Raw genomic sequence first — 23,237 nt, 5'->3', positions numbered from 1 at the left:
ACATTTTGATGCGGCTTTTTGCTATTTGCTTGTTGCTGCAATAGTGACTTGAAACGATTAATAGTAAGAGTGATCGCCACGGGCGTGATCGGTAATATCACGTGCACCAGTTAACTCGCCTTCAAATTGCGCTAATAGCTCTTTCTCGATGCCTTCTTTTAGCGTCACATCAACCATTGAACAACCATTACAACCACCACCGAATTGTAAAATAGCAACGCCATCTTCAGTGATTTCAGATAATGATACATTACCGCCATGGCCAGCAAGTTGTGGGTTGATTTGAGTTTGAAGTACGTAATCAACACGCTCAATCAATGATGCATCATCAGCCACTTTACGCACTTTCGCGTTAGGTGCTTTTAATGTTAACTGTGAACCCATTTTGTCGGTAACAAAATCGATTTCAGCATCATCAAGGAAAGGATAACTTAGTTCGTCGATAAAAGCAGAAAATAGCTCAAGCTTCATTTCTGTGTCACTTGCTTCAACCGCTTCAGGTGGGCAGTAGGATACGCCACATTCAGCACTTTGAGTGCCAGGGTTGACAACAAAAACACGGATATTAGTACCCTCAGGCTGCTGGGCAAGAAGTTTGCCAAAGTGCTGCTGAGCGTTTTCAGTAATAGTGATCATAGACACGATGTAATACCTGACTGATTTAGTAAGTTTTATTTATTCTACTCTTTGTGAGTCATTGCCGCATCTTTAAAACGACATTTTTATTTGACCACGTTTTATTAATAAATGCGCGTCTTTTTTGTGCTGTATTAATTAACGGATGACTCAGTATGACAGAGCGTATAAATATCTATTTGTTTAACGCCGTGTTGAATCAGCAGTTGGGTTAACTGATGGACAGTAGCGCCGGTAGTGATGACATCATCAATAATCGCGACATGGTCGGGTAATGTTTGTCGCCGTAATTTGAACGCATGGTGCAGATTATGCTGGCGTTGGACTTTGGTTAGTTGTTGTTGTGATGGCGTATGACGTACTCGTTGAAAAGCATGAGGATCAACGCGGCTCTTAAAAATAGTACCCAGTGCCAATGCTAACTGATGGCTCTGATTAAAACCGCGTTGGCAGTAACGTCGCCAATGTAAAGGAACCGGTAAGAGTAGCGGTGCAGGATGGGTAATTTGACGCGCGAGTTGTTGTGCCAGTGGCTGCGCTAACCAAAATTTACCGTAAAATTTCAACTGATGTACCAATTGTTGTAAAGGTGGCCGATATTCACCTAAGCGGTAGAGGCGCTGCCATCGCGGTGGGGAGCTTAAGCAACGACCACAATCTTCAACGTTGATCAAGGTCGTGGTGCCACAATGGTGACAATAAGGGTGGTTCGGAAAAAGGGTTATACAATGGTTGCACCAATATTGTTCTGTTTGAGTGAGAGGAAGTTGGCATAGGGCGCAATGTCGAAACAGTAATTGTTGGTATAAATTATCTCGCCATGATGGCACTCTGTTTGGCATCATTATTACTCGCAAACAATCGATGAAAGGAAGTATAAATGACAGCACAGCTTGATTGGCACAGTGAAGGGCAGGGACCTGATCTGGTTCTCATTCATGGATGGGGAATGAATGTCGGCGTATGGCAAGATGTGATCCCGATGTTGAGTCAACACTATCGTGTACATTGGTGTGATCTGCCCGGTTATGGTGATAGCGGTGCCATTATTGCGACGTCGTTGAATGAGATTGTTGCGCAATTATTGGTTCAAGCGCCAGCGGAAGCTATCTGGCTCGGGTGGTCATTAGGCGGGATCATTGCAACGCAAGCGGCCTTGATTGCACCACAGCGAGTAACACAATTGATTACCGTTGCAAGCTCGCCATGTTTTATGGCCCGAAGTGAATGGGTTGGAATACAGCCTCGAGTGCTGGCTAACTTTCAAACGCAATTGGTGGCTGATTTTGCTATCACTATTGAACGGTTTTTAACATTGCAAGCCTTGGGAAGTCGAACCGCAAAAGAGGATATTCGACAATTGAAAGCAGCAGTGCTATCACGGCCGCAACCGCAATTAGCCGCCTTAACACTCGGACTCACGTTACTTGAAAATGTAGATTTACGGCCATCATTAAATGCGTTATCACAACCATGGTTACGTTTATATGGTCGCTTAGATGCATTAGTACCGATTAAAACGGAACCCGTATTAAGCGCGCAATATCCACAATCACAGAGTTATATTTTTGCCGATGCATCTCATGCACCGTTTATTTCTCATTTGAATGAGTTTATTACGGTGGTGACAGATTTCATTGATTGAGCTACTTTTGTGCTTTGCGTCAGATGGTGGCATTAATAAGGGGTGTTTTAGGTTAATAATTACTGCAGGTGGTCGATATAATCACGAAGGCGTTATAGCGTTATTTTTGGCATGACAATGGTGGGTTTTCAAACATGGTGATTGCTCCATTACAATCAACGACACCAGTATTGGCGACAACAAGCAATCCACTAACGGATCAAGTTGCGCGGGATAATCGTGTCCGTGAAAAGATTGTTGCTGTGGTTGAAAGTAGTGCCGCGACCGCTGAAAACGGCTTGAGTGCAGAAGAAAGACAGCGTAAGAAACCGAGTTGGGACCCAAGTGAACATCCTGATTATGCGCAACCACAAGCGACGACTTTTAAAGGTTATCAGCAGCAGTTAGCACAGCTAGTGGCGGTTCTTTCATTGGGGAATTATGTGACACCAGATCAGCCATTAGGTTATTCGATGCACATTGAACTTCCACGAGAATTATTACAACAATTAGCGCTCATCAGTGCCAGTGAACGAACCAAAGGGGTTGTGAGCCACCATTACGCTCAAGCCACATTGCCGAATCCGCCAACACAATATTTACAGGTTATCTAAACCAACAGCCAGACGTTCTGTCTGACTGTTGATATTTCTGGGCCGGTTAAGAACGGCTATTTTTTCTTAGCATTGGCAAACGCAGCGGCAAAAGCACCGCCCATCGGTGGGGTGTTTTTTTGTGGAGCAGGGGCGCTATTTTGACGTGGTTGTTGACGAGCCGGTTGCTGGCGCGGTACTGCGGCGCTAGTTGATTGGCGGCTTGGTTTTTCTTGACCTGGCTCATCGCTTAAACGCATCGTCATCGCAATACGTTTACGTTGAATATCCACTTCCATCACTTTCACTTTGACTACATCGCCGGCTTTAACCACTTCACGTGGATCTGAAATGAATTTATCAGACAGGGCAGAGATATGAATCAAACCATCTTGATGGACACCGACATCAACGAAAGCACCAAAGTTAGTCACGTTGGTGATCACGCCTTCCAATACCATGCCTGGTATTAAGTCTTTTACTTCGTTAACGCCCTCGGCAAAAGTCGCAGTTTTAAACTCAGGACGCGGATCGCGGCCGGGTTTATCAAGCTCGCTAATGATGTCTGTGACCGTCGGTAAACCGAAATGTGCATCGGTATAATCAATCGCTTTAAGGTTACGCAAAAAGTCACTATTACCAATAATGGCATCGACGGGTTTGTTGTTAGCTGCTGAAATCGCTTTGACCACAACATAAGACTCAGGGTGAACAGCAGAGCTATCAAGTGGGTTTTTACCGTTCATGATCCGTAAGAAACCCGCACATTGTTCAAACGCTTTTGGCCCTAATCGTGCGACTTTTTTAAGGGCGGTACGGGCATCAAAGCGGCCATTTTCATCACGATAATTAACAATGTTCTGTGCAATGGTGGCATTTAAACCAGCAACACGGGTTAACAGTGCAGCTGACGCGGTGTTTACATCCACACCGACGGCATTTACACAGTCTTCAACCACCACATCCAAGCGTTTAGCGAGCATGCTTTGGCTTACATCATGTTGGTATTGGCCGACACCGATTGATTTCGGATCGATTTTAACCAGCTCTGCCAATGGGTCTTGCAAGCGACGACCAATCGATACTGCACCACGAATCGACACATCCATATTAGGGAATTCTTTCGCTGCCAGTTCGGATGCAGAGTAAACTGATGCTCCCGCTTCACTGACCATTACGCTTTGTACTTTGAGTTGATTGTCTTTAATTAGCGTTGCGACAAATGCATCTGTTTCACGTGAAGCAGTGCCATTACCAATCGCAATTAAGTTAACGTTATGCTTATTAATTAGCGCTACAACCACTTTGGTTGATTCAGCAATTTTGTTGTGCGGTTGGTGAGGGTAAATAGTGGCGGTGTCTAATACTTTACCGGTTTCATCGACCACAGCAATCTTACTACCAGTACGTAAACCGGGATCGAGTGCGAGTGTGATTCGTGGGCCAGCGGGTGCAGCCATCAATAAGTCATGGAGGTTATCAGCAAAAACCTGAATCGCACCGTCTTCGGCTTTTTCACGCAAAATGCCCATTAATTCTGTTTCCATGTGCATTAAAATCTTAATGCGCCATGCCCAACTGATCACTTGTTTACGCCATGTGTCAGCAGCTTGGGTGCCGAGGGTTACGTTATAATGTTCTGCAATAATCACTTCACAATATGAACTACGTACTGCTTGGTCTTTATTGGGATCGGCATCGAGTGATAATTGTAAGAAGCCTTCATTTCTACCGCGGAATAATGCTAACGCGCGGTGGGAAGGTACATTTTTGATCGGCTCGTTATAGTCAAAGTAATCTTTAAACTTAGCCCCATCATGCTCTTTGCCTTCAATAATGCGCGAGGTGATTTCAGCATGAGTATTGAGCTGGCGACGAATTTTTTCAAGTAATGCTGCATCTTCAGCAAATTGTTCCATCAGAATAGCACGGGCACCATCCAGTACCGCTTTGCTATCTGCAAACCCTTGTTCAGGATTAAGGTATTGCTCTGCGGCGGTTTCTGGTGAGTGTTGCGGTTGGCTCCATAACAATTCAGCGAGGGGCGCAATGCCGGCTTCAATCGCAATCTGACCTTTGGTACGGCGTTTTTGTTTATAAGGCAGGTAGAGATCTTCAAGGCGGGTTTTACTGTCAGCACTATTAATTTCAGCAGCCAATGCTGGTGTCAGTTTACCTTGGTCTGTGATTGATTTTAGAATGACCTGACGACGGCTATCGAGTTCACGCAAGTAGCCTAAGCGTGATTCTAAATTACGTAGTTGGGTGTCATCCAATTCGCCCGTGACTTCTTTACGGTAACGGGCAATAAAGGGTACCGTATTACCGTCATCAAGTAAGGTGACTGCGGCATTGACTTGTTCTGGGCGCACATTCAGTTCGGTGGCGATCTGGTGGTTGATAGCGTTGCTCATCCGTTGATATCTCTTGTTGATCGTTAAGCTTCCATTCTACGGCTGAATCTTGATCTGGCAAGTCAACCGCGGTGAAGAGTGTGTCAGGCTATATATCAGCCATGGATTGCTGTTCGTTGGATTGGGGTTGGGATAATGGTTTAGTGTTGTTTTAGCGTTAGTCGTGATTTAGTCATGATAGCGAATGTTATTAATAAACCATGTTTTTTTACCTAATGGGGTCGTTACAACAGTATCATCGTCAACTTGTTTACTGAGTAATGCCCGTGCCATTGGTGAGTCGATGGAGATGTAATCGTTACGGCCATAGATTTCATCAGGGCCAACGATGCGAAATGTTTTTTGTTCTCCGGCTTCATTTTCAATCTCAACCCACGCTCCAAAGAATACTTTGCCATCTTGTTGTGGTGAATAATCAATGACTTTTACCGCTTCTAAGCGTTTACGTAAAAAACGCACTCTGCGATCAATTTCACGCAGCCGTTTCTTGTTGTATTGATAATCAGCATTTTCGCTCCGATCGCCTAGACTCGCAGCCCAGGTGACTTTTTTAGTCACTTCAGGACGGTCTTCACGCCATAAAAAATCCAATTCTTGTTCTAATTTATTCAACCCTTCACGGGTAATTAAATTGGTTCTCATTATTATTCTCCAACGATAGTTTGGCATTGTTCTATCATTGCTGGCGAGAAATAGGAAGTAGCATAACCATAAATTGCGTGGCGTAAAAATGCTCGTATCCGTTAAGCGAATTAATTGTAAAAAAGAACAATAGTGGTGAAATGTAATCTTGTCTGGATAGTAAATTAATCTCTTAAGTAAAGTGGTATTCAGCGGTGAGGTGTCATGCTATAAAGACATACAAAAAGGGAATTGTTGAATATTGTTGTAATCTTAATAACACAATCATGATAGTAATTAGCATGTTATAATTTATAACAGGCAGTGATTATTGTGTGTTGGTGATTATTGCTACTCTACAATCAAATTAAGCGTTAGTTATTACGACTCGCGTACATTTAGTAACACTATGCTATCGTGATCGATGAAGGTGAAAAATGCAGGAAAATTATAAGATATTAGTGGTCGATGACGACATGCGTTTGCGTGCGTTGCTTGAACGTTATCTTTCTGAGCAAGGATTTCAGGTACGTAGCGTTGCTAATGGCGAGCAAATGGATCGTTTACTTGCACGTGAAACGTTTCACCTGATGGTATTAGATTTAATGTTACCAGGTGAAGATGGCTTATCTATTTGTCGTCGTTTACGTAATGCTAACAACATGCTGCCTATTTTAATGCTAACCGCAAAAGGCGATGAAGTTGATCGTATTGTGGGGCTTGAAGTCGGTGCAGATGATTATCTGCCAAAGCCATTTAATCCGCGTGAACTACTTGCCCGTATTCGCGCAGTATTACGCCGCCAAACCATTGAAGCACCGGGTGCGCCAAGTGTTTCAAATAAAGTGATTGAGTTTGGTGAATTCCGCCTTAATCTTGGTACGCGTGAAATGTTCCGTGGCGATGCTCCAATGCCACTGACATCCGGTGAATTTGCGGTATTAAAAGCATTAGTGACCAATGCGCGCGAGCCAATGTCTCGTGACAAACTAATGAATATGGCCCGTGGTCGTGAATATTCAGCGATGGAACGTTCGATTGATGTTCAGATTTCACGTTTACGCCGTATGGTAGAAGAAGATCCTAGTCGCCCACGTTATATTCAAACGGTATGGGGTTTAGGGTATGTGTTTGTCCCTGATGGTCGTGAGGCGTAAGCCATGCGGTTATCGCCCAAAAGTACTTTTGCGCGAACACTGATATTGTTAGCTGGCTTGTTAATATCAAGCCAGATTTTTTCATATCTAACCATAGTAAATTACGCGCTCCTTCCTAGTATTCAGCAATTTAATCGTATTTTAGCTTACGAAGTAAAATTGATGCTGAAAGAAAATATTAAAATGGCCGACGGCCAAACTGTCCATCTTGATCGACCGATTCGACGTAAATTACTCGAAGAGTTGGGCGTGACTTTACATGCGCCTAATTCTCCAGGTGCAGAAGAATTTAATGACGCCACTCATATTAGTTATTTGAGTGAAGAAATGTCACGTGAATTGCACTCTCCAACGGATGTACGGCTATTGCTTGGTACTCATAGTTATGTGCTGTGGATGAAAACCGATGCGATGCCAAACTTTCTGATGCGGATCCCGTTGTCTGAACTGCAAGAAGATGACTTTTCTCCTTTATTTCGTTATAGCTTAATTATTGCCTTTTTAGTCATTGCTGGTGGATGGTTATTTATTCGCATTCAAAATCGACCGTTAGTTGAATTGGAGCAAGCGGCATTGCTGGTAGGGCGCGGTGAAACCCCGCCACAATTACCGGAACAAGGTGCATCTGAAATTCGCTCAGTAACCAAAGCGTTTAACCAGATGTCACAAGGTATAAAACAGCTTGAAGATGATCGTGCTTTATTAATGGCAGGAGTCAGCCATGACTTGCGAACGCCATTAACGCGGATTCGCTTAGCGACGGAAATGATGTCACCGGAGGACAGTTATTTAGCTGAATCGATGATCATTGATACCGAAGAATGTAATGCGATAATTAGTCAGTTTATGGACTATTTAAAATCGACTAAAAAACAAGATGAAGAAGATATTGATCTTAATATGTTGTTAGAAGATGTCGCTTATACTGAAGGTAGCTATGGCAATGTTATTGAACAGCAATTAACCCCAATTCCAGGCTCGGTGTCAGCCAATGCGGTAGCCCTTAAACGTGCGGTTGCCAATCTAGTCATTAATGCGCAACGGTACGGTAATGGCTGGGTTAAAATTTCCAGTGGTGCATCGGTTGATCGTAAATCAGCATGGTTTTGTGTTGAAGATGATGGACCGGGTATTGAACCCAACCAAGTCACTAAAATGTTTCAACCTCTTACCCGCGGTGATTCTGCTCGAGGGAATGAAACGGAAGGAACTGGACTTGGATTGGCAATTGTAAAGCGGATCATTGATCAAAACGAAGGGGCTATCTCGGTGCGTAATCGCAGTGAAGGTGGCTTAAGAGTTGAGATTAGTTTGCCATTACATAAAGTAAAACAATGATGGTTTAAACTAGCATTCGCCGTATTATAGCGTTGAATAAAAAGCCCGCTCTCAGTTGATGAGGCGGGCTTTTTTAATGGTAGTGATGATTAATGTTCGGTTGCTTTTGCTTCATCAATCAGATCAACTGAGTCGGCATTATCATCAGGCAAAATGATATTTAATAAAATCGCAGTAATACCGCCAGCTGCCATACCAGAAGACAAAATACTTTTTACAATCTCAGGCAAGAATTGCAAAATTTCAGGTTTTTGCGCAATGCCTAATCCCATCGAAAAAGACAACGCCATGATTAAAATCGCACGACGATCGAGATGACAGCGAGAAATGATTCGAATCCCAGAAGCGGCAATAGTGCCAAACATCACAATAGTTGCACCGCCTAATACTGGCTCTGGAATTAATTGCACCAAGTTAGCGACATCAGGAAATAAGCCTAATAACACCAGCATGCCAGCGACAAAATAACCGATATAACGACTAGCGACACCCGTTAGTTGGATAATGCCGTTGTTTTGACTAAAGGTTGAATTGGGAAAACTGTTAAATACTGCTGCCATTGCTGAATTTAGACCGTCTGCAAGCACACCACCTTTGATACGTTTCATGTACAACGGTCCTTTGACCGGCTGTTCTGATGTCTCTGAGGTTGCAGTAATATCACCGATTGCTTCCAATGATGTTACGGCAAATACAATCATCAAGGGTACTAATAATCCCCAATCAAAACTGAGCCCATATTGCATTGGCATTGGAATCGCAATTAATGGATTGGTGCTGGTGATGTCGGTTTTTAGCATCCCTAACATCCACGCCAATAATGTCCCTGCTGCCATTGCAATAACAATCGATGATACCCGTAAGTAAGGATTTTTAACTCGGTTAAGCAATACAATAAACCCTAATACTGTGCCTGCTAGCATTAGATTATCAAGGCTACCAAAGCTACCGTCAGCAATCGCACTATAACCACCACCAATGGAGGTTAGGCCGATCTGAATTAAGGTTAAACCGATTAATGTCACCACAATGCCCGATACTAATGGGGTAATGATCCGTTGTGCATGCTGCAAAATACGTGAAATAAACACTTCAGTGAAAGCGGCAAAAATGATAGTACCAAAAATAGCCGCCATCATGGTTTGAGTATCAGCGCCGCCAGCTTTGAGTGCTAAGCCTGCGCCAATAATTGGACCTAAGAAATTAAAACTGGTGCCTTGAATCGACAGTAAACCGGAGCCAATCGGACCAAAGGTTTTAATTTGAATAAAAGAAGCAATCCCTGATGCCAGTAATGACATGCTGACAATGGTGTTGGTATCACTTGCGGGTAAACCCAGCGATTGGCAAATGATCAATGATGGAGTAATGACCGCGACAAACATCGCCAATAAATGTTGGGTTGCTGCAAATAAGGTTTGTGGCAGCGGTGGTCTATCATCTAAGCGGTAAATAAGGTCAGAATTTCTTGGCGTTGCGCTAGTGTGGTGCTGGGTCATAGATGATCCTAACAGGCTCTCTGGAATCCATTATTCGCGCTGAGTGGGCGAATGATTGTGTGATTGGTGGTGATCTGTGATTGCTGTTACTCAGAACCGAATCAACACTGGCAGAGATTAAAGTGGCGAAAATTTGCCGCTATTGTAATTATCTTTGCGAAAATAGCAATCGTTTGCTTATTTTAATTATTAAGCGGGTGACATCTCGATTTGAAGGGGGATGGATCACGGCGAATAGAGGTTGTTTATTATCACCGTGATCAAATATGACCTAAGCGTTAGAGTAATTTTCTCGTTGGCCTATCCAGCGATCGATAATCGCGATGGCGTTATCTGGGTATTGATCATGAATATAACGGGCGAGTTTTTGGACTTGGGGGATGAGGTATTGATCGCGAATCAAATCAGCCACTTTAAAATCAGCAATACCGGTTTGTTTAGTGCCCAGTAATTCACCAGGACCACGAATTTCAAGATCGCGCTGCGCAATCACAAACCCATCACTGCTTTCACGTAATACGGCTAATCGTTTCTGGGCGGTTTTGGCCAGCGGTGCATGATAGAGCAACACACAATGACTGGCGATCTCACCGCGACCAACCCGGCCTCGTAACTGGTGTAATTGCGCTAATCCAAGTCGTTCGGGGTTTTCAATTACCATTAAACTGGCATTAGGCACATCAACCCCAACTTCTATTACCGTAGTTGCTACCAGTAAATCAATTTCTCCCGCTTTGAAACTTGCCATTATCGCTTGTTTCTCTTTGGGTTTCATTCGGCCGTGGACCAAACCGACCTTGAGTTCAGGTAGTAAACGGGTCAGTTCATCAGCAGTATCTGATGCTGCTTGCGCTTCTAGCACTTCCGATTCATCAATCAGGGTACAAACCCAGTAAGTTTGGCGACCTTCTTGCTGGCATGCGGCGCGAATGCGTTCAATAATTTGTGGACGCCGACTATCCGGCAACGCCACTGTTTGAATTGGGGTTCGCCCTGGGGGTAATTCATCGATCACTGAGGTATCCATATCAGCATAAGCCGTCATGGCTAAAGTGCGTGGGATTGGGGTAGCCGTCATCACTAATTGATGTGGGTAATAACCACTGGCAGCGCCTTTTTCTCGAAGATCGAGTCGCTGATGGACACCAAAGCGGTGTTGTTCGTCAATAATAATCAGCGCGAGGTTATTAAATACCACTTGGTCTTGAAATAAAGCATGAGTTCCCACTACCATTTTGGCGTCACCACTGGCAATACGGACTAATTCTTTTTCACGCGCTTTGCCTTTTAGTTTGCCAGCCATCCAACCGACTTCAATCCCCATCGGGTTGAGCCATTGGGTAAAGTTCAACGCATGTTGTTCGGCTAACAATTCAGTCGGTGCCATTAACGCGACTTGATAACCGTGTTCAATCGCACGTAAAGCAGCAAGCGCAGCGACCAAGGTTTTACCTGAGCCTACATCCCCTTGTACTAGGCGCATCATAGGTTGAGATTTACCAAGATCAGCTTCAATATCAGCCACTACTCGTTGTTGCGCGCCCGTTGGGGTAAACGGTAAGCTCGCTAATAGTTGTTGCTTGAGGGTATCTTGTGGTGTAAATGACCAACTTTGATGCTGTTGACCTTTGCTGCGCAGCGCTAGCATTGATAAGTTTTGCGCTAACAATTCTTCTAAAATTAGTCGCTTTTGAGCCGGATGTTTACCTGCATCAAATTGTTCTAATGAAATGTCGGGTGTGGGACGATGCATTACTTGCAATGCTTGCGCAAGGGTCATTTGTTGGTCATATAGCCCAGCGGGAAGTAACTCTGTTACGGCAGATTTTTCAAGTAAGCTCAAAGCTTGATCGGTTAAATTACGCAATGTCGTTTGGCGTAACCCATCTGTGGTGGGATAAACCGGAGTTAGCGTTTCTTCGGCACTGAGTGCTGTTGGTTCTGAAAAAAGGTGGTAATCAGGATGAATGATTTCAAGCCCAAACTGGCTACCTTTGATTTCACCATAGGCTTTAACTTGTTTACCATCGCTAAAACTGTTCTTCATCGACGCATTAAAATTAAAAAACTTTAATGTCACCGAGCCAGTACCATCGCCAATTTTTACCGTCAGCATTTTGCGCTTACCAAATTGAATGCTGCAATGGCTGACTTCACCTTGAACTGTTAGATATTGCCCAGGCGCAACGCGATTAATCGGCCAAATACGGGTGCGATCCTCATAACGAAGTGGCAAATGAAACAGTACATCTTGGACGTTATTAAGCCCAATTTTATGCAGTTTTTCTGCCATTTTTGCGCCGACACCAGCCAGTTCGGTGAGGGCGACTGTATTGAGGAGTTGTCCGCTCATAGTTAGTCCTTTTTTATTTCACTTGTTACTACTGGGCGTTTGATTTTTTTCGCCTGCATTGCTGCCCACCATTGTTCGTCGGCAATAATTTGGCCTTGATCATCTAATTGTGGGTACGGTAATTTTTTCTGTTTAGCCACATTTGCCAATACCGGATGCCCCCGTTCAAATAGGATTCGATTCACTACACTATCATCAAGTAAGGTGGTGGTGCGATCGTACATGCCGGCATTTTGACGTTGGCGTTGTGCTTCATAGAGAATTAATGCACTGGCGACGGAGACATTGAGTGACTGTACCATGCCAACCATCGGAATAATGATGTCTTGATCTGCCAGTGCTAATGCTTCAGCGGTGATCCCATTTTTTTCGCCACCGAGAATAATCGCAGTCGGCTTAGTGTAATCAACGTCACGAAAATCAACCGCAGTAGTGGATAAATTGGTAGCGAGTACCTGCATGCCTTGTGCTTTAAGCGCACTGATCGCATTAATCATAGTGTCGTGGGTTTCAAGTTCGACCCAGTTTCGCGCGCCTGCTGAGGTATGGCTTAGTACTTTCATGGCTTCTTTGGGCCACACTGCATGGACTTTATGGACACCTACTGCGTCGGCGGTTCGAATAATGGCCGAGACATTATTCGGCTTGTGAACTTCTTCCATACAGACAGTGAGATCGGGCTGGCGAGTGGCTAATACTTGATGAATACGTTGAAAGCGATCAGGAGTCATACTGTTATGCTATTTGCGAAAATAAGAATAACCCCATAATAATATGGATTGGCAGCCAAATACACAAAACGCCCGTAAGCGGGCGTTTTATTCATATCATCAACAGCATATCAAACCGATAGTGTTAATTCTTTTGACGGGCAACCCGTACGACATCTGGCATGATACGAATACGACGCATGATATTCGCCAAGTGCACACGGCTCTTGGTGGTCAGGCGTACGGTGATCGTATAGAGGCGGCCATCTTTTTCTTCGGTTGCTAAACCTTGAATGTTCGAGCCTGTCGCTGCAATAGTGTTGGTTAAATCAGCTAATGCGCCTTGGTGATTTTGCATGTCGACTTTGAGGTTTGTGATAAATTCTTGCTCAAAATCTTCACTCCATTCAACCGCCATGTATTTATCGGGCTCTTTACGATAACCACGAATATTGGCACATTCTTCACGGTGAATAACCAAACCTTTACCCGGACTCACATGGGCAACAATAGGATCACCATGGATCGGATGACAACAATTAGCAAAGGTCAGCAGAATACCATCAGCACCTTGAATTGGTAATCGACGATCGCTGTTTTTCGATGACAGTTCGTCGGCGTTACCCAATAATCGGCGTGCAATCACTACACTCATCAGTTCGCCTGAACCAATTTCAGTCAATAAATCATCGACGGTTTCTAGTTTAAGATCGCTCAATACTTTAGTGATATTTTCAGCAGCGATAGTCTGCATACTCACGCCACCTAAGGCATGATTAAGTAACCGACGACCAAGGGTAATCGATTCATCACGGCGCATAGTTTTTAAGACTTGACGAATTTTAGTACGGGCACGTGAAGTGACCACATAATTAAGCCATGCGGCATTAGGTCGAGCACCTGGGGCGCTGATAATATCAATGGTTTGACCATTTTTCAGCGGCTTACTTAATGGATAAGGTTGACGATCGACACGAGAGCCGACGCAAGTATTACCAATATCAGTATGCACGGCATAGGCAAAATCAACCGCGGTAGCACCGACGGGTAATTCTACAATGCGGCCTTTCGGTGTAAAAACGTAAATTTCATCAGGGAAAAGATCAGATTTTACGTTTTCAATGAACTCAAATGAGCTGCCTGCGCTTTGTTGTAGTTCAAGTAGGCTTTGCATCCAACGTTGGGCTTTAACTTGGGCGGTGGTACCTGGGGTTTCACCGTCTTTGTAAGTCCAATGGGCGGCAACACCTTTATCTGCCATTTGATCCATGTCTTCAGTACGGATCTGAACTTCAACCGGCACGCCGTGGGGGCCGACAAGTGAAGTATGCAGCGACTGATAGCCATTGGCTTTGGGAATGGCGATATAATCTTTCATGCGGCTTGGGCGTGGTTTATACAGGTTATGTACCTGGCCCAATACGCGATAGCAAGTATCAAGATCATTGACTAAGACGCGGAAAGCGTAGATATCCATGATCGAATGGAAACGCTGTTCTTTATTCTTCATCTTGTTATAGATGGAGTATAAATTCTTTTCGCGACCTGATACCGATGCTGCTATTCCCGCATCATTAAGGCGACCCTCAATTTCAGCGTGAATTTTATTAATCATTTCTTTGCGATTGCCACGGGCTGCTGCGACGACTTGTTTTAGGACGCGGTAGCGGTTGGGATATAACGCTTCAAAGCCGAGCTCTTCAAGTTCAGATTTGATGTTATGGATACCAAGACGGTGGGCAAGCGGAGAGAATATTTCAAGGGTTTCACGAGCAATGCGGCGGCGTTTATCAGGACGTAAAGCCCCTAACGTGCGCATATTATGAGTACGATCGGCAAGTTTGATCAGAATAACGCGAATATCGTGCGCCATTGCCATGATCATTTTACGGAAATTCTCAGCTTGTGCTTCTTTGCGATCGCGGAATTTTAGTTTATCGAGTTTAGAGACGCCATCAACCAATTCGGCAACAGTATCGCCAAAACGGCAGGCTAGATCCTCTTTAGTGACCTCGGTATCTTCAATCACATCATGCAGCAAAGCTGCCATCAGTGTCTCAATATCAAGACGCATTTCCGCCAGGATACGGGCAACCGCAACCGGATGGATAATATAAGGCTCGCCTGTTGAACGAGTTTGGCCTTCATGGGCGTCGCGAGCAACAAGATAAGCCTGTCGAAGCACCTCAATTTGAGACTCCGACAGGTACTTGGTTGCGACTTCTTTCAGGCTATCAAAAAGATACAATGCCTGGTTTCCTGATTAACGGTGATGGTCGCCAGCAATAGCACTTACCGCAGCTAATTCAGCTGCTTCTTGCTCTTGCAGTTCCTGACGCTCTTTTGCATCAAGGATATCTTTAGTAATTAGGCCTTCTTCGATTTCACGAAGGGCAATTACTGTGTATTTGTCGTTTTCTTCAGGAACCAATGGATCCTTACCGCCAGTTTGCATTTGACGTGCGCGGCGAGCAGCAATTTGGATCAGATCGAAACGATTGCCAATTTTATCAACAGCGTCTTGAACGGTTACGCGTGCCATGGAGGGCTCCAGTGGTTATTAAATTAGGGATAGAAAATTGTACGAAATAACTTACTGATCTGCTAGTAGCGCAGTCAACATGCTTCTATATTTAGCAGTTTGCTTGTCTTGCTTCAATCGTTCTGCACGAATAATTGCTTTAAAGTCAATTAATGCGACATCGAAATCGTCATTAACGATCACATAATCGTATTCGTTATAGTGTGAGATTTCTGAACGTGCTTCTTCCATACGACGAGCAATAACAGCTTCGCTGTCTTGACCGCGGGTATTAAGTCGACGCTCCAGTTCCTCTTTTGACGGAGGCAGGATAAACAAGCTCTTAGCGGCTGGCATCAGTTTGCGAATTTGACGCGCACCTTGCCAATCAATATCTAAAAAGACATCAATGCCTTTATTCAATTGCTGTTCAATCCATGGACGAGAAGTACCATAGTAATTGCTAAACACTTCGGCATGCTCAAGGAAAGCACCTTGTTCTACCAAGTCGGTAAATTCTTCTACGCTAACGAAATTGTAATGAACGCCGTTTTCCTCGCCCGGGCGCATGCCACGAGTCGTATGGGACACGGATACTTTCATGTCATAGGTCGGGTTAGTTTCAAGAAGGGCATTAATCAAACTTGATTTACCAGCACCACTTGGGGCCGACACGATGTATAGAGTACCTTTGCTCATTGCCTATTTTCACTCAGTGATAGAAGGGCGCGAAGATTATCACGATCTGCGCATAATTGAAATTAGCTGATTGCTTGAAAATTCATCTTTTTTACTGTGCCAATATAACTTAAGCCTAGCTGCCATTGATGATATTTCATAATCAGGTGACATTTTTAAACAACTTTCCAAACTGAATAGCATCAGCTTGGAAAGCGTGAGTAAGGAATATTTACTCGATGTTCTGGATTTGCTCGCGCATTTGTTCAATTAATACTTTCAGTTCAACCGCAGAGGCTGTGACGTCAGTATTGATTGATTTTGATGCCAATGTATTTGATTCACGGTTAAATTCTTGCATCATAAAATCAAGACGTCGACCACATGCGCCACCTTTAGCAAGAATTTTGTTGGTCTCTTTTACATGTGAGTCAAGGCGATCAAGCTCTTCGGCAACATCACTTTTTTGCGCCAGCATGATCAGCTCTTGCTCAAGGCGGTTGCTATCAAGATCGACCTTCGCTTCATCAAGACGTGACATAATACGCTCACGTTGCCACACCATAATTTGTGGCATTAGGGTGCGTACTTTGATCGCTTCTGTTGAAATTGCCGCTAAACGTTGGTCGATCAACTGTTTCATGTTGTCGCCTTCGCTTGCACGTGCAGCAATAAAGTCATCCATTGCTAATTCAAAGCCAATAAGCAAATCTTTATTTATTGCATCAAGGTCTTGTTCCGGCGCTTCCATCACACCGGGCCAATTAAGCACTTGGAATGGACCAATGTTACCTTCACCTGCCGTTTCTGTTACCCAACGCGCTGCATGAATCACTTGTTTTGCTAATGCTTCATTGATGGTCAGTTCAGTATTCGTTGCAGTGTTAGCTTCATAGCGAAGATTACATTCAACTTTACCGCGTGCTAGACGTTTACGAAAACGCTCACGCAATACCGGCTCAAGGCTACGAAATTGTTCTGGCATGCGAATGTAAGTTTCAAGATAACGTTGGTTTACTGAGCGGATCTCCCACACAGCAGTGCCCCAGTCGCCTTTTATTTCGCGACGGGCATAGGCAGTCATACTATGGATCATTGGCTTGTGGCCCTTTGGTTATGATGGTTGCGACGGCTAAACTTAGCGTATTCAACGGTAAGTCTGGTCTTTTAATAACGATAGAGGTGCGTCGTAACCGAGTTCTACCATTATATGCGAGATCACGCGTTGTGGGCTACTGCTGTAAATGCAAAACAAGGTTGAATCTATCGCGTAAGCGGCGGTTTTCTCGTGCACTGGGATTGAGATGTCGTTATAATCGCCGGTTAATATCATCCAGCCAAAGGGAAATCCCGATGCGTCCAAGCGGAAGAAGTGCCACTCAGGTACGTCCAATCACCATTACTCGTAACTACACAGCCCATGCTGAAGGTTCAGTCTTGGTTGAATTTGGCAACACCAAAGTAATTTGTACTGCCAGTGTTGAAGAAAATGTGCCGCGTTGGCTTAAAGGTAAAGGCCAAGGTTGGGTGACTGCAGAATATGGTATGTTGCCGCGCGCAACGCATACCCGTAACCGTCGTGAAGCCGCAAGTGGTAAGCAAGGCGGTCGCACTATGGAAATTCAACGTCTGATTGCACGTAGTTTACGCGCAGCGGTTGATTTAAAAGTGCTTGGTGAGCAAATGATCACCGTTGACTGTGATGTGATTCAAGCTGACGGTGGTACACGTACCGCGTCTATCACAGGTGCAATGGTTGCTTTAGTGGATGCGATTAATTATATGCTTGAAAAAGGCATGATTAAGAAAAGCCCACTTAAAGGGATGGTTGCTGCAGTTTCGGTTGGTATCTATAAAGGTGAGCCAATTTGCGATCTTGAGTACCTTGAAGATTCAGCGGCTGAAACTGATATGAATGTGGTCATGACCGAAGACGGTAAGATGATTGAAATTCAAGGCACTGCCGAGGGCGAGGCGTTCAGCCATGAAGAGTTGCTGGCAATGCTCGCGCTGGCGAAAGACGGCATAACCGATATTATTTCGATGCAGAAACAAGTCTTAGAAAATTGATTATTAGCGGTTCCTAATTGGAGCCGCTTTTTTTTATCTAAATTTTATAGGCTAGAGGAATAGTCATAATGTTTAGCCGCAACAGTTTTACCGTTTTTTGGTAAAGGTTGCTTCCATTTCAACATTGTAAAACACGAAAGTCGTTTAAGGAGCCACAATGAAAGCATATCAGCGTCAGTTTATCGAATTTGCCCTAGAGAAAGGGGTATTAAAATTTGGTGAGTTTACATTGAAATCGGGTCGTAACAGTCCGTATTTCTTTAACGCGGGATTATTTAATACTGGTCGCGATCTTGCGCGTCTAGGTCGCTTTTATGCTGCAGCATTGGTTGACGCTAAGATTGAATTTGATGTGTTATTTGGCCCTGCTTATAAAGGGATCCCAATTGCAACCACCACCGCGGTAGCATTGGCCGATCACCATGATATTGATACGCCATATTGCTTTAACCGTAAAGAAGCTAAAAATCACGGTGAAGGCGGCAACTTAGTCGGTTGTGAACTAGAAGGTCGCATCATGTTAGTTGATGATGTGATCACCGCTGGTACGGCGATTCGTGAATCAATGGAAATCATTAAAGCCAACGGTGCTGATTTAGCGGGCGTGTTAGTGGCGATTGATCGTCAAGAAAAAGGTCAAAGCGAACTGTCTGCGATTCAAGAAGTTGAGCGTGACTTTGGTTGTGCGGTGATTTCAATTGTATCGCTAGGCGATGTGGTGACTTATTTAAGCGAGCAAACGGGTATGGAGCAGCATTTAGCCGCTGTTACTGCGTACCGTACTCAATACGGCGTGTAATTGTCGTTTAAATAGGTAAGAGATACTAGAAAAGCGAGGGTCAATGTGAATTGACCCTCGCTTTTTTTTAGCTTAAATATGCTGCTATGTATCAGTTGGTGGTTTGGTTAACCTAACTGACCACTAAGCAGTTGCCAGTAATCATCAAAATTTTCAGTTGGCTTGTATTTAAAGCTTGAGCGAACATAACGACTTAGGCTGCCTTCCACTTGACCGAGTAACTGTGCCGCTAAAATGGATTCATCAACAGGAAAGCCTTTGCCTTCACGCAATTTACGCTCTTTAAGAATTTGACGTAATTGTGATTCAATGCGTTCAAATAACTGATTAATGCGTGACTGTAAGCGATCTTGTTCAAACATCAGTGCGTGACCGGTCATAATACGACTAAGACCCGGATTACGTTCACCAAACATTAATATCAGTTGTAGCACCATACGCAGACGCGTAAGGGTATCTTTTTCATCATCAAGAATGCGGTTAATACGGGTAGTAATTGAATCTTCGATAAATTCAATCAGGCCTTCAAACATCCGTGCTTTACTTGGGAAGTGACGATAGAGTGCAGCCTCCGAGACCCCAACATTAGCCGCCAGCATTTTGGTGGTGATACGTTGGCTTCCTTGATTTGATTCCAACATATGAGCAAGACACTGAAGTATCTCTTCGCGGCGATTGCTTTTTTTGGTGCCAGCCATGAATTATCGTTCCTTTGCAAAATGAGACTGTCCATGGACAGCATGAAACCCGCCTATCTTAGCGATGCCATTGCGTCGTGAAAAGCGCAGGATGGTAAATGTATGCAGTTTATCAGTAAAAAAAGCGCCACCGTCAATAGTTGCGCTTTGTGTTTGATCGTTATCGGTTATTTTAGCATCAAAACAAAATCATACGTCAAAAGTATAATCTGTGTTTATTAATGACAATAAATCTATTGACGACCTGAGTGACCAAAACCACCTTCACCACGATGACTCATATCGTCAAAATCAGTCACAATATTAAATTGTGCTTGTACCACAGGCAGAAAAACTAATTGCGCAATACGATCGCCCGGTTCGATAGTAAAAGTAGTATCACCGCGGTTCCAGACTGACACCATTAACTGACCTTGATAGTCAGAATCAATCAGACCGACAAGATTACCTAAGACGATGCCATGTTTATGCCCCAAACCTGATCGCGGTAAAATCGTTGCCGCTAGATTTGGGTTGCCAATATGGATCGCTAAACCGGTTGGCACTAAATGGGTTTCACCCGGTGCAACGGTTAATGGTTGATCAAGGCACGCACGTAAATCAAGCCCAGCAGAACCTGTGGTGGCATAAGCGGGTAATGGAAACTCAGTTCCAACACGGGGGTCAAGAATTTTAAGATCGATAGTATTCATAATAATGCTCTAGTGCGTGGCGTGTTGATAAAGGGCAACAATTTCGGCAATTAATTGCTGACCAAGATCGGCTTTAGTAGCTAATGGTAATGTTTTATCACCGTTAGGCCAGTATAAATGGAGTGCGTTAGTGTCGCTATTAAAGCCTTGTCCTTGTATGGAGACATCATTCGCACAAATAAGATCAAGATTTTTAGCCGCCAGTTTACCACGAGCATAATGCTCTACATTTTGGGTTTCAGCAGCAAAGCCAACAGTAAAGGGACGTTGTTCTGTTAGCGCTGCAATAGAGGCAACGATATCGGGGTTCTTTACTAGTTGAATCACCATCTCTTCATTACCAGGCTGCTTTTTCATCTTTTGTTCTGCAACCTGTGCTGGACGGAAATCAGCAACGGCGGCACAGGCAATAAATATTTCATTCTTTACTGCGCAAGCTAATGCTGCCTGCTGCATCTCAACGGCGCTATTAATATTAATTCGAGTTACGCCAGCTGGTGTCGTAAGGTTAACTGGCCCACTGATTAAGGTCACATTAGCCCCACGTTTAGCGGCGGCGGCGGCAATCGCAAAGCCCATCTTGCCTGAACTGTAATTACTTAAATAACGCACCGGATCAATCGCCTCACGAGTAGGGCCTGCGGTGATAACAATGTTTAGTTCACTAAGATCGGGTTGTTGAAAGAAATCTTCACAGTGGTGAACTAATTGCATCGGTTCCAGCATTCGTCCCGGGCCGACATCGCCACACGCTTGTTCACCGCTGGCAGGTCCCCATAAAGTAAAGCCACGACGTTGTAGTGTGGCAAGATTTTCTTGGGTGGCAATATTGCGGTACATCTGTTGATTCATGGCGGGTGCGACAGCAATGGGTGCATCCGTTGCTAAACAGAGCGTTGATAGTAAATCATTGCCCATGCCGGCACTAATACGGGCAATCAAATCTGCAGTGGCAGGTGCTAATAAAACCAAGTCTGCCCATTTTGCTAATTCAATATGACCCATTGATGCTTCGGCAGAAGGGTCTAAAAGGCTACTTGAAACGGGATTGCCCGATACAGCCTGCATGGTTAATGGGGTAATGAATTCTTGTGCTGCTTGGGTCATTACGACTTGGACTTGTGCACCGCGTTCAATTAAACGACGCGTTAGTTCTGCGCATTTATAGGCAGCGATACCGCCACTAATGCCGAGAAGGATTTTTTTTCCTGCCAGTGTTTGCATGGTTTTGCCTGTGTGTAGAAGCCAATAAATTTTGCTGACACGATAGCATCAAACGTATAAACGGTCATTGGCTGCAATTCATAGTTTAATCTTTAGCGGTGATCATTCCGAGGTTTTGGTGCTGCAAGGCAGGGGATAAAGCATAAACTTTGGAGACGCTTTCAAGGAACATTGGTTGTTGGGTTGTATAAAAGCGATAGCCTGTTTTGCTAGTGACATACCAATATAGGAGAGAATATGTCGCTTAAGCAATTGCCATTAGCGTCGCGTCCACGAGAAAAACTATTATCTCATGGTTGTGATGCGCTCACAGATGCTGAATTATTAGCCATTTTTTTACGAACGGGAATAAAAGGCATGAATGCGTTGGAACTGGCGACGTATTTATTGCAAGAATTTGGCTCATTACGAGCCTTGCTTGGTGCAGATAAAGAAACTTTTTGTCAGGTAAAAGGCTTGGGTCCGGCAAAATTTGCACTTTTGCAGGCTGTTTTGGCACTGGGAGAGCGATATTTAGAAGAAATTTTAAAAAAAGATAACGCGCTCACAAACCCACAAAATACCCGTCAATATTTGGTGAAAAAATTACGCCATAAACAGCGCGAAGCCTTTTATATCCTATTCCTAGACAACCAGCACCGGGTCATTACCGGAGAGGTATTATTTGAAGGAACACTCGATTGTGCGAGTGTTTATCCACGTGAAGTTGTAAAAAGATCGCTAGAACTTAATGCAGCAGCGTTAATTTTAGCGCATAATCACCCATCAGGCGTTGCTGAACCTAGTCAGGCTGACCATCGAATAACCCGCAAGATCAGCGATTCGCTGGCTCTAGTTGATATTCGTGTTCTGGATCATTTTATTGTCGGCGAGGGAGATATAATTTCCTTTGCTGAGCGCGGTTGGCTATAAAATAGACAATTTTCGGTAAAAAAAGTGAGAAAGGATCTGCTCGGGACTTGAGCAACTGGTTTTGACTTAGTATAATGCGCGACCTTTGATAGCTGTGGTTATATGTAAAATTGAATTTTACATTAAATTTCCATGGTAGATATCGAGCGAAACGATTTGGAGAAGACAGTAATGTCCCGAGTATGCCAAGTAACTGGTAAGCGTCCTGTAACGGGTAACAACCGTTCACACGCACGTAATGCCACCAAGCGTCGTTTTCTGCCGAACCTGCAAACTCATCGTTTCTGGGTAGAAAGCGAAAAACGCTTCGTTAAACTACGTCTTACTGCTAAAGGTATGCGTATCATTGATAAGAAAGGTATTGATATCGTTCTTGCAGAGATGCGTGTTCGCGGCGAGAACGTTTAGAGGAATTTGAACAATGGCAAAAGGCATTCGTGAGAAGATCCGTCTAGTATCATCAGCTGGTACAGGCCACTTCTACACTACCGACAAGAACAAGCGCAACATGCCAGGCAAATTTGAGATCAAGAAATTTGATCCAGTAGTTCGCCAGCACGTGCTTTACAAAGAAGCTAAAATCAAGTAATTGATTTTAAATTTTTTGATAAAAACCCAGCCTAGCTGGGTTTTTTTATATTTAAAATTCCGCATAATCTTCCTGCTTTCCTGCTTTCCTGCTTTCCTGCTTTCCTGCT

General features: G+C 44.1%; 23 protein-coding genes. 9 read left to right on the top strand and 14 right to left on the bottom strand.

Annotated features, from left to right (window positions below; translation table 11 throughout):
* Positions 1-57: 57 nt before the first annotated feature.
* Both nfuA and BTO21_RS11650 read right to left on the bottom strand, forming a co-directional pair.
* Positions 58-645 carry a Fe-S biogenesis protein NfuA gene (nfuA, locus tag BTO21_RS11655; protein WP_045031783.1) on the bottom strand — a complete coding sequence of 196 codons (588 nt, stop codon included), beginning with the start codon at positions 643-645 and terminating at the stop codon, positions 58-60.
* Between the two features lie 125 nt (positions 646-770).
* Positions 771-1,481 carry a ComF family protein gene (locus BTO21_RS11650; RefSeq protein WP_052672708.1) on the bottom strand — a complete coding sequence of 237 codons (711 nt, stop codon included), beginning with the start codon at positions 1,479-1,481 and terminating at the stop codon, positions 771-773.
* 35 nt (positions 1,482-1,516) lie between these two features.
* Between BTO21_RS11650 and bioH the strand changes: the two genes are divergently transcribed.
* Both bioH and BTO21_RS11640 read left to right on the top strand, forming a co-directional pair.
* On the top strand, positions 1,517-2,281 hold the full coding sequence (gene bioH, locus BTO21_RS11645; RefSeq protein ID WP_045031785.1) for a pimeloyl-ACP methyl ester esterase BioH: 765 nt from the start codon (positions 1,517-1,519) through the stop codon (positions 2,279-2,281).
* A 134-nt stretch (positions 2,282-2,415) separates the two neighbouring features.
* Positions 2,416-2,874, top strand: a complete 459-nt coding sequence (locus tag BTO21_RS11640; protein ID WP_045031787.1) for a hypothetical protein — start codon at positions 2,416-2,418, stop codon at positions 2,872-2,874.
* Between the two features lie 56 nt (positions 2,875-2,930).
* On the opposite strand, the gene BTO21_RS11635 is transcribed toward BTO21_RS11640, so the two are convergent.
* On the bottom strand, positions 2,931-5,267 hold the full coding sequence (locus BTO21_RS11635; RefSeq protein ID WP_045031789.1) for a Tex family protein: 2,337 nt from the start codon (positions 5,265-5,267) through the stop codon (positions 2,931-2,933).
* A gap of 168 nt (positions 5,268-5,435) precedes the next feature.
* Positions 5,436-5,909: a transcription elongation factor GreB gene (greB, locus tag BTO21_RS11630; protein WP_105026803.1), complete on the bottom strand. Its 474-nt coding sequence runs from the start codon at positions 5,907-5,909 to the stop codon at positions 5,436-5,438.
* Positions 5,910-6,325: 416 nt separating this feature from the next.
* On the opposite strand from greB, the gene ompR reads away from it, so the two are divergent.
* Positions 6,326-7,045: an osmolarity response regulator transcription factor OmpR gene (gene ompR / locus BTO21_RS11625; protein WP_045031792.1), complete on the top strand. Its 720-nt coding sequence runs from the start codon at positions 6,326-6,328 to the stop codon at positions 7,043-7,045.
* 3 nt (positions 7,046-7,048) lie between these two features.
* Positions 7,049-8,383, top strand: a complete 1,335-nt coding sequence (gene envZ / locus BTO21_RS11620; RefSeq protein WP_045031794.1) for a two-component system sensor histidine kinase EnvZ — start codon at positions 7,049-7,051, stop codon at positions 8,381-8,383.
* Between the two features lie 89 nt (positions 8,384-8,472).
* On the opposite strand, the gene BTO21_RS11615 is transcribed toward envZ, so the two are convergent.
* The 7 genes from BTO21_RS11615 to BTO21_RS11585 form a co-directional block, all read right to left on the bottom strand.
* Positions 8,473-9,882, bottom strand: a complete 1,410-nt coding sequence (locus BTO21_RS11615) for a uracil-xanthine permease family protein (RefSeq protein WP_045031796.1) — start codon at positions 9,880-9,882, stop codon at positions 8,473-8,475.
* 271 nt (positions 9,883-10,153) lie between these two features.
* Positions 10,154-12,235, bottom strand: coding sequence for an ATP-dependent DNA helicase RecG (recG, locus tag BTO21_RS11610; RefSeq protein WP_045031799.1), 2,082 nt, complete (start codon positions 12,233-12,235; stop codon positions 10,154-10,156).
* Positions 12,236-12,237: 2 nt separating this feature from the next.
* Positions 12,238-12,966, bottom strand: coding sequence for a tRNA (guanosine(18)-2'-O)-methyltransferase TrmH (gene trmH / locus BTO21_RS11605; RefSeq protein WP_045031801.1), 729 nt, complete (start codon positions 12,964-12,966; stop codon positions 12,238-12,240).
* Positions 12,967-13,090: 124 nt separating this feature from the next.
* Positions 13,091-15,193 carry a bifunctional GTP diphosphokinase/guanosine-3',5'-bis pyrophosphate 3'-pyrophosphohydrolase gene (gene spoT, locus BTO21_RS11600; protein ID WP_045031803.1) on the bottom strand — a complete coding sequence of 701 codons (2,103 nt, stop codon included), beginning with the start codon at positions 15,191-15,193 and terminating at the stop codon, positions 13,091-13,093.
* A gap of 15 nt (positions 15,194-15,208) precedes the next feature.
* Positions 15,209-15,487: a DNA-directed RNA polymerase subunit omega gene (rpoZ, locus tag BTO21_RS11595; protein ID WP_045031805.1), complete on the bottom strand. Its 279-nt coding sequence runs from the start codon at positions 15,485-15,487 to the stop codon at positions 15,209-15,211.
* A gap of 51 nt (positions 15,488-15,538) precedes the next feature.
* Positions 15,539-16,165: a guanylate kinase gene (gene gmk / locus BTO21_RS11590; protein WP_036789325.1), complete on the bottom strand. Its 627-nt coding sequence runs from the start codon at positions 16,163-16,165 to the stop codon at positions 15,539-15,541.
* 211 nt (positions 16,166-16,376) lie between these two features.
* Positions 16,377-17,240 carry a YicC/YloC family endoribonuclease gene (locus BTO21_RS11585; RefSeq protein ID WP_045031809.1) on the bottom strand — a complete coding sequence of 288 codons (864 nt, stop codon included), beginning with the start codon at positions 17,238-17,240 and terminating at the stop codon, positions 16,377-16,379.
* 257 nt (positions 17,241-17,497) lie between these two features.
* Here BTO21_RS11585 and rph point away from each other — a divergent pair, with 257 nt between their 5' ends.
* Positions 17,498-18,214: a ribonuclease PH gene (rph, locus tag BTO21_RS11580; RefSeq protein WP_045031811.1), complete on the top strand. Its 717-nt coding sequence runs from the start codon at positions 17,498-17,500 to the stop codon at positions 18,212-18,214.
* Between the two features lie 157 nt (positions 18,215-18,371).
* On the top strand, positions 18,372-19,013 hold the full coding sequence (gene pyrE, locus BTO21_RS11575; RefSeq protein ID WP_045031813.1) for an orotate phosphoribosyltransferase: 642 nt from the start codon (positions 18,372-18,374) through the stop codon (positions 19,011-19,013).
* A 107-nt stretch (positions 19,014-19,120) separates the two neighbouring features.
* Here pyrE and slmA read toward each other — a convergent pair whose 3' ends face one another.
* The 3 genes from slmA to coaBC all read right to left on the bottom strand — a co-directional run bounded on the left by slmA (position 19,121) and on the right by coaBC (position 21,627).
* The gene (gene slmA, locus BTO21_RS11570) at positions 19,121-19,711 is read right to left on the bottom strand and encodes a nucleoid occlusion factor SlmA (protein WP_036789332.1); all 591 of its coding nucleotides are present in this window, start codon (positions 19,709-19,711) and stop codon (positions 19,121-19,123) included.
* A 233-nt stretch (positions 19,712-19,944) separates the two neighbouring features.
* The gene (gene dut / locus BTO21_RS11565) at positions 19,945-20,403 is read right to left on the bottom strand and encodes a dUTP diphosphatase (protein WP_045031815.1); all 459 of its coding nucleotides are present in this window, start codon (positions 20,401-20,403) and stop codon (positions 19,945-19,947) included.
* 9 nt (positions 20,404-20,412) lie between these two features.
* Positions 20,413-21,627 (bottom strand): bifunctional phosphopantothenoylcysteine decarboxylase/phosphopantothenate--cysteine ligase CoaBC, encoded by a 1,215-nt coding sequence (coaBC, locus tag BTO21_RS11560; RefSeq protein WP_045031817.1) that lies wholly within the window; start codon positions 21,625-21,627, stop codon positions 20,413-20,415.
* Between the two features lie 237 nt (positions 21,628-21,864).
* Between coaBC and radC the strand changes: the two genes are divergently transcribed.
* From radC to rpmG, 3 genes are all read left to right on the top strand, one after another.
* Complete coding sequence (radC, locus tag BTO21_RS11555; protein ID WP_045031819.1) at positions 21,865-22,539, top strand: RadC family protein; 675 nt, start codon at positions 21,865-21,867, stop codon at positions 22,537-22,539.
* A 171-nt stretch (positions 22,540-22,710) separates the two neighbouring features.
* Positions 22,711-22,947 carry a 50S ribosomal protein L28 gene (gene rpmB, locus BTO21_RS11550; protein WP_045031821.1) on the top strand — a complete coding sequence of 79 codons (237 nt, stop codon included), beginning with the start codon at positions 22,711-22,713 and terminating at the stop codon, positions 22,945-22,947.
* Positions 22,948-22,960: 13 nt separating this feature from the next.
* Entirely contained in the window at positions 22,961-23,128 is a 168-nt protein-coding gene (rpmG, locus tag BTO21_RS11545) for a 50S ribosomal protein L33 (protein WP_005371942.1), read from the top strand.
* The last annotated feature ends 109 nt before the right edge of the window (positions 23,129-23,237 follow it).

Origin of the sequence: Photobacterium phosphoreum (assembly GCF_002954725.1) — a bacterium.
GTDB lineage: Bacteria > Pseudomonadota > Gammaproteobacteria > Enterobacterales > Vibrionaceae > Photobacterium > Photobacterium phosphoreum.
Note: the sequence above shows the minus strand (reverse complement) of the source record. Positions and strands in the feature narration are given on the sequence as shown.